This window comes from Proteus genomosp. 6 (assembly GCF_040139785.1).
Taxonomy (GTDB): Bacteria; Pseudomonadota; Gammaproteobacteria; order Enterobacterales; family Enterobacteriaceae; genus Proteus.
Window position 1 is genome coordinate 348,242 of sequence record NZ_JBEEVJ010000003.1, and the last position, 6,470, is coordinate 354,711.

Annotated in this window: 4 protein-coding genes and 5 tRNA genes; 6 read left to right on the plus strand and 3 right to left on the minus strand. The window is 39.4% G+C overall.

The genetic code is table 11. The features are described 5' to 3' along the window. Position 1 precedes the first annotated feature (1 nt). The 3 genes from ligA (at position 2) to ABN212_RS05950 (ending at position 3,824) form a co-directional block, all read left to right on the plus strand. On the plus strand, positions 2 to 2,029 hold the full coding sequence (ligA, locus tag ABN212_RS05940; RefSeq protein ID WP_349442992.1) for an NAD-dependent DNA ligase LigA: 2,028 nt from the start codon (positions 2 to 4) through the stop codon (positions 2,027 to 2,029). A 228-nt stretch (positions 2,030 to 2,257) separates the two neighbouring features. Beyond that, on the plus strand, positions 2,258 to 3,442 hold the full coding sequence (locus ABN212_RS05945; protein WP_099073755.1) for a NupC/NupG family nucleoside CNT transporter: 1,185 nt from the start codon (positions 2,258 to 2,260) through the stop codon (positions 3,440 to 3,442). Between the two features lie 166 nt (positions 3,443 to 3,608). Beyond that, complete coding sequence (locus ABN212_RS05950) at positions 3,609 to 3,824, plus strand: DUF3820 family protein (protein WP_023581656.1); 216 nt, start codon at positions 3,609 to 3,611, stop codon at positions 3,822 to 3,824. Positions 3,825 to 4,085: 261 nt separating this feature from the next. On the opposite strand, the gene ABN212_RS05955 is transcribed toward ABN212_RS05950, so the two are convergent. The 3 genes from ABN212_RS05955 to gltX all read right to left on the minus strand — a co-directional run bounded on the left by ABN212_RS05955 (position 4,086) and on the right by gltX (position 5,840). Continuing rightward, positions 4,086 to 4,161: transfer RNA gene (locus ABN212_RS05955), tRNA-Ala, on the minus strand. 27 nt (positions 4,162 to 4,188) lie between these two features. Beyond that, positions 4,189 to 4,264 (minus strand) — tRNA-Ala (locus tag ABN212_RS05960). A 157-nt stretch (positions 4,265 to 4,421) separates the two neighbouring features. Continuing rightward, entirely contained in the window at positions 4,422 to 5,840 is a 1,419-nt protein-coding gene (gene gltX, locus ABN212_RS05965; RefSeq protein WP_109370941.1) for a glutamate--tRNA ligase, read from the minus strand. 319 nt (positions 5,841 to 6,159) lie between these two features. On the opposite strand from gltX, the gene ABN212_RS05970 reads away from it, so the two are divergent. The 3 genes from ABN212_RS05970 to ABN212_RS05980 all read left to right on the plus strand — a co-directional run bounded on the left by ABN212_RS05970 (position 6,160) and on the right by ABN212_RS05980 (position 6,470). Beyond that, positions 6,160 to 6,235: transfer RNA gene (locus ABN212_RS05970), tRNA-Val, on the plus strand. 40 nt (positions 6,236 to 6,275) lie between these two features. Continuing rightward, positions 6,276 to 6,351 (plus strand) — tRNA-Val (locus tag ABN212_RS05975). Between the two features lie 43 nt (positions 6,352 to 6,394). Beyond that, positions 6,395 to 6,470: transfer RNA gene (locus ABN212_RS05980), tRNA-Val, on the plus strand.

Genomic DNA, 6,470 nt, shown 5'->3' on the forward strand with positions numbered 1-6,470 from the left:
CATGAATAAAAACACTCAACAAAAAATTGATAAACTTCGCGTTACTCTACGTCACCATGAATATCTCTATCATGTCATGGACGCACCTGAAATACCTGATGCTGAATACGATCGCTTAATGAATGAGCTAAAAGCATTAGAAGCTGAACACCCTGAATTAATTACCTCTGATTCGCCTACACAGCGAGTTGGTGCTTTACCCCTAACGGCATTTGAGCAAGTGAGACATGAAATTCCGATGCTCTCCTTAGATAATGCTTTTGATGAAACAAGCTATCTGGCTTTTGATAAGCGTTTACGTGATCGTTTAAAAAATAGTGAAGAGATCACTTTCTGTTGTGAATTAAAATTAGATGGATTGGCAGTGAGTTTACTTTATGAAAATGGAGTATTAGTACAAGCTGCAACGCGTGGTGATGGCACAACAGGGGAAAATATCACTGAGAATGTGAGAACAATCAAAGCTATTCCACTGCGTTTATATGGTGAAGATATTCCTGCTCGTATTGAAATTCGTGGCGAAGTCTTTATGAATGAAAAAGGCTTTGAATATTTAAACGAAGAAGCGCGCCGCACAGGCGGAAAAGTTTTTGCTAATCCTCGCAATGCCGCAGCTGGTTCATTAAGACAGCTTGATCCTCGTATTACAGCAAAACGTCCATTAACCTTTTTCTGTTATGGTGTCGGTGTACTTGAAGGTGGCGAATTACCTACAAGTCACTATGAGCGCCTACAACAATTTAAAAAGTGGGGGTTGCCTGTTAGCGATGCTGTAAAACTTTGCACTGGTAGCAAAGCAGTACTTGATTTTTATCACCATGTAGAAGAAGTTCGCCCCAATTTAGGTTTTGATATTGATGGGGTTGTTATCAAGGTTGATGATATTGCATTGCAAGAGGAACTGGGTTTCGTATCAAGAGCACCACGCTGGGCTATTGCTTATAAATTCCAAGCTCAAGAGCAAATGACGATTATCAAAGATGTCGAATTCCAAGTAGGGCGCACTGGAGCGATTACACCTGTTGCACGTTTAGATCCTGTTCAAGTTGCAGGTGTTGTTGTGAGTAATGCAACGTTACACAATGCTGATGAAATTGAACGCTTAGGAATACGCATTGGCGATACGGTCGTTATTCGTCGAGCTGGTGATGTTATTCCTCAGGTTGTCAGTGTGATTGAAGAAAAGCGCCCTGATGATGCTAAAGAAATTGTCTTTCCGACACATTGTCCTATTTGTGATTCTGATATTGAGCGCATTGAAGGCGAAGCGGTTGCTCGTTGTACTGGTGGCTTAATTTGTGGAGCGCAACGTAAAGAAGCACTTAAACATTTTGTTTCACGTCGAGCTATGGATGTCGATGGAATGGGCGATAAAATTATCGACCAACTGGTTGAGAAAGAATATGTCAAAACACCAGCAGATCTCTTCCGTTTAGATGAAAAAATTCTATCTGGTTTAGAGAGAATGGGTGAAAAATCAGCTAAAAAATTGATCACTGCTTTAGATAAGGCTAAATCAACGACATTTGCACGTTTTATTTATGCACTTGGTATTCGAGAAGTCGGTGAAGCAACAGCAAGTGGATTGACAACACATTTCTCAACCCTTGATGAATTACGAAATGCAGATGTAGAAGCGCTAAAATTAGTCCCTGATGTGGGTGATGTCGTCGCTAAACATGTCGTTAATTTCTTCCAAGAGGAACACAATAGAACGGTTATAGATCAATTGATCAATGATGCCGGTATTACATGGCAAGCGCCTGTTATTGTGACTCATGAAGCGGGTGATAATCCTTTTGCGGGTAAAACCGTTGTGTTAACTGGGTCACTTGCACAGTTAACGCGTGATGAAGCAAAAGACAGATTAATGGCGTTAGGCGCAAAAGTAAGTGGAAGTGTTTCTAAAAAAACTGACATGGTCATTGCGGGTGAAGCAGCAGGCTCTAAGTTAGTGAAAGCTAACGAATTAGGGATAACTGTTATCGATGAAGATGAAATGATACGATTACTTGATCAATCGAAATAATCATCCTAATATTTAATAAATGCTACTGGGGAAATCTTCTCAGTGGCATTTTCACTTAAGCTAAATTCACATTTAATGTTTCTTAAGTAACTTTCAAAGTGTGATCAACCTATCTTATTTAATAAATAGTGTGTATGCGGTTTCATGAGATTGTGACAGTAGTCACATCGTAATGTTACGCGTTACATAAAATGCTCTACAAGATTTATTTTTATTTTTGGAGCATGCATGTCCTCTATCATTCACTTCGTTTTAGCACTCGCCGTTATTGGCGCATTAGCATTCGTTGCGAGTAACAACCGCAAAGGGATCCGTCTGCGTTATATCGTGCAGTTATTAGTTATTGAAATCGCATTAGCATGGTTCTTCCTCAACTCTGATGTTGGTGAAGGCTTTGTTCGTGGCTTCGCTGGATTATTTGATCACTTATTAGGCTACGCCGCACAGGGTACTGAGTTTGTATTCGGTGGCATGATGAAAGGTGGTTTAGCATTCTTCTTCTTGAATGTTTTATGTCCAATTATCTTTATTTCTGCATTAATTGGTATTCTTCAACATATCAAAGTATTACCTTTCGTGATCCGCATTATCGGTACTGTGCTTTCTAAAGTGAACGGTATGGGGAAACTGGAATCATTCAACGCGGTGAGCTCACTGGTTCTTGGCCAATCAGAGAACTTTATTGCCTATAAAGATGTATTAGGCAAAATGTCTCAGCGTCGTATGTACACTATGGCTGCAACAGCAATGTCGACAGTATCTATGTCAATTGTTGGTGCATACATGACAATGTTAGATCCAAAATACGTTGTTGCTGCTCTGGTACTGAATATGTTCAGTACATTTATCGTTCTTTCTGTGATTAACCCATATTCTGTTGAAAATGAAGAAGATATTCAAATGGGTAGTCTGCATGAAGGCCAAAGCTTCTTTGAGATGTTAGGTGAATACATCTTAGCGGGTTTCAAAGTTGCATTAATCGTTGCTGCAATGTTGATTGGTTTCATTGCATTAATCGCTGCTGTGAATGCGATTTTCAGCATGATTTTTGGTATCAGCTTCCAAGATTGTTTAGGTTACGTTTTCTATCCATTAGCATGGGTAATTGGTGTGCCAGAACAAGATGCATTACGTGTTGGTAGTGTGATGGCAACAAAATTAGTGTCTAATGAATTCGTTGCAATGGGTAGCTTACAAGATATCGCTTCTGAGTTAACACCACGCTCTGTGGGGATCTTATCTGTATTCTTAGTCTCATTTGCTAACTTCTCTTCAATCGGGATTGTAGCAGGTGCGATTAAAGGTCTGAATGAAGTACAAGGTAACGTTGTTTCTCGTTTCGGTCTGAAATTACTGTTCGGCTCTACATTAGTAAGCTTCTTATCAGCCGCTATCGCAGGTCTGTTTGTTTAATCTCTGAAGATAAAACAGATAGCATGTGAATAAAATAACAATGTAAACAGCGTCACTTGTTAATCAAGTAACAGAAAATAAAGCAGTACCTTTGGGTACTGCTTTTTTTATCTTTAAATTGCCCTATAATCGGTTCTATTCCTTCAATGACAACGTGGTAGAAAACATGCTAGAGAAACAGCATCTTATCGATATAGCAAACACTCAAATGCCATTTGGTAAGTACAAAGGGCGTATGTTGGTTGATTTACCTGAAGAATATTTATTGTGGTTTGCAAAGAAAGGCGAGTTTCCTGAAGGTAAGCTTGGTCAACTTATGGAGATGACCTTAGCAATTAAAATTGAAGGTCTAGAAGGGTTATTAAAGCCATTAAAGCGGTGATGCTAATTATTGTTTATACCTGATTTTTCAGGTGGTAATGCATTAATAATTTTTTGGCTTAATGCAATAAATAATGACAATACATTTTCTAATTCACTCTTTTTCATAAATATGCCATCTCATGAATTATGTTAACTAAAGTTAATATTATCGGGCCATTCATTTTTTATGGCTTGAATATGGGCTTACCCGCAATATTAAAAAGTAGAGGGAGTAGAAAACAAAAAATCCCGAAGATTTCTCTTCAGGATCTTAAAATTCTGGTGGAGCTAAACGGGATCGAACCGTTGACCTCTTGCATGCCATGCAAGCGCTCTCCCAACTGAGCTATAACCCCACATATTAGATTGTTCTAGAAGTATATTGGTGGAGCTAAGCGGGATCGAACCGCTGACCTCTTGCATGCCATGCAAGCGCTCTCCCAACTGAGCTATAGCCCCAACATACTGGAACGGGCTTGATAATAGGCAACAAGCACAATACTGTCAATCAGTTAATCTCACATTATTTATTGATTGCTGAAAAAGAGTACAAAAAAAAGATACATTCCCCATTTTAGGAATGTATCTTTCTTAATAAGCAAGATTAACGTGGCAATTAAGCTTGGTTTTCTCTTTCAGTAATAAAGTCTAATGCTTTATTAATACGTGCAATGCTACGCGTTTTACCAATAGCGTGAACGGTAACATCTAAGCCAGGAGATTGACCTGCACCTGTTACAGCAACTCGTAATGGCATGCCCACTTTACCCATACCCACTTCTAATTCATCAGCAGTATCTTGAATGGCTTGGTGAACATTTTCAGCCGTCCACTCTGTAATTGCTGATAACTTATCACGAACAACTTCTAATGGTTGACGAGCTACTGGGCGTAAATGTTTTTTCGCGGCAGCTTCTTCAAAGGTTTCGAAATCAACATAGAAGTAATGGCAACTTTCAGCCATCTCTTTTAATGTTTTGCAACGTTCGCCTAATAATTTGATCAGTTCAACCAATGATGGACCATTACTGGTATCAATATTTTGTTGTTTGATATGCCAATCTAAATGAACTGCAACTTTCTCTGCTGGCAGTGTATTGATGTAATGATGGTTTAACCAAAGTAATTTATCAGTATTAAATGCACTTGCTGATTTACTGATAGCTTCTAAAGTGAAGTGTTCAATCATTTCATCAATAGTAAAGATCTCTTGGTCACCGTGGGACCAGCCTAAACGTACTAAGTAGTTTAATAGTGCTTCTGGTAAATAGCCGTCATCACGATATTGCATTACGCTGACTGCGTTATAACGTTTAGATAGTTTTTTACCATCGTCACCTAAAATCATTGATACGTGAGCATATTCAGGTACAGGCGCACCTAATGCTTTGAGAATATTGATTTGGCGAGGTGTGTTATTGATATGATCTTCACCACGAATAACGTGAGTGATTTCCATATCCCAGTCATCAATAACAACACAGAAGTTATAAGTTGGAGAGCCATCAGTACGGCGAATAATCAGATCGTCAAGCTCTTGGTTACTAAATTCTATCGGGCCACGAATTTTGTCATCAAAAATAACAGAACCTTCTTGTGGGTTTAAGAAACGCACAACATGAGGCTCATCAGCGCTGTGATTATGGTTACCGCCACGGCAACAACCATCGTAACGAGGTTTTTCACCTTTCGCCATTTGATCTTCGCGTAGTTGTTCTAAACGCTCTTTAGAACAATAGCAACGGTATGCAGTACCCGCAGATAACATTTGATCAATCACTTGGTTATAGCGATCGAAGCGTTTAGTCTGATAATAAGGACCTTCATCCCAATTCAGATTTAACCAATTCATACCGTCCATGATTGCATCGATGGCTGGCTGTGTAGAGCGTTCTAAGTCGGTGTCTTCTATACGCAGTACAAATTCGCCCTTATTGTGACGGCTATATAACCAGGAATAAAGTGCGGTACGCGCACCACCAACATGTAGATAGCCAGTAGGACTTGGTGCAAAACGGGTTTTTATTTTACTCATTGGGATTGCCTTTGTACGTCTTACTTATATAGATAAGTAATCGTGATTATCAAAAAAACGAAATGGTTGCCTTATTTTATCACTGGATGCTAATTCCTCAATGGCATTAAGCTTTTAACAGAGATAAATTTTTCAAATTGATGATTTTTTGTTTGACGAAGAGTATCCGTAGGATTACTTTGATTAATTGCTGTGTCACTTATGGTGCTAAAAAAAGCATCTTGACTAAAAATAAAACGAACGATCATTTTCACGATAAAAAACTGATAAAAATCGTTGACTCATAGCGCAGTATCCCTATAATGCACCCCATCACGACGGGCGGTTAGCTCAGTTGGTAGAGCATCTCCCTTACAAGGAGGAGGTCGTTGGTTCGAGCCCAATACCGCCCACCATTATTTTTCGTTGTGATAAGTTGTATGATTTAGTGTAATTGGGCGGTTAGCTCAGTTGGTAGAGCATCTCCCTTACAAGGAGGAGGTCGTTGGTTCGAGCCCAATACCGCCCACCAATTACATTAAAGCGTGGTAGTGAGAATTTAGTCATCATGAAGTGGGCGGTTAGCTCAGTTGGTAGAGCATCTCCCTTACAAGGAGGAGGTCGTTGGTTCGAGCCCAATACCGCCCACCA

Excerpts from the sequence above, each read along its gene's own strand:
- ligA (WP_349442992.1), top strand. The coding sequence starts at position 2 with ATGAATAAAAACACTCAACAAAAAATTGATAAACTTCGCGTTACTCTA.
- gltX (WP_109370941.1), bottom strand. The coding sequence starts at position 5,840 with ATGAGTAAAATAAAAACCCGTTTTGCACCAAGTCCTACTGGCTATCTA.
- ABN212_RS05950 (WP_023581656.1), top strand. The coding sequence starts at position 3,609 with ATGCTAGAGAAACAGCATCTTATCGATATAGCAAACACTCAAATGCCA.
- ABN212_RS05945 (WP_099073755.1), top strand. The coding sequence starts at position 2,258 with ATGTCCTCTATCATTCACTTCGTTTTAGCACTCGCCGTTATTGGCGCA.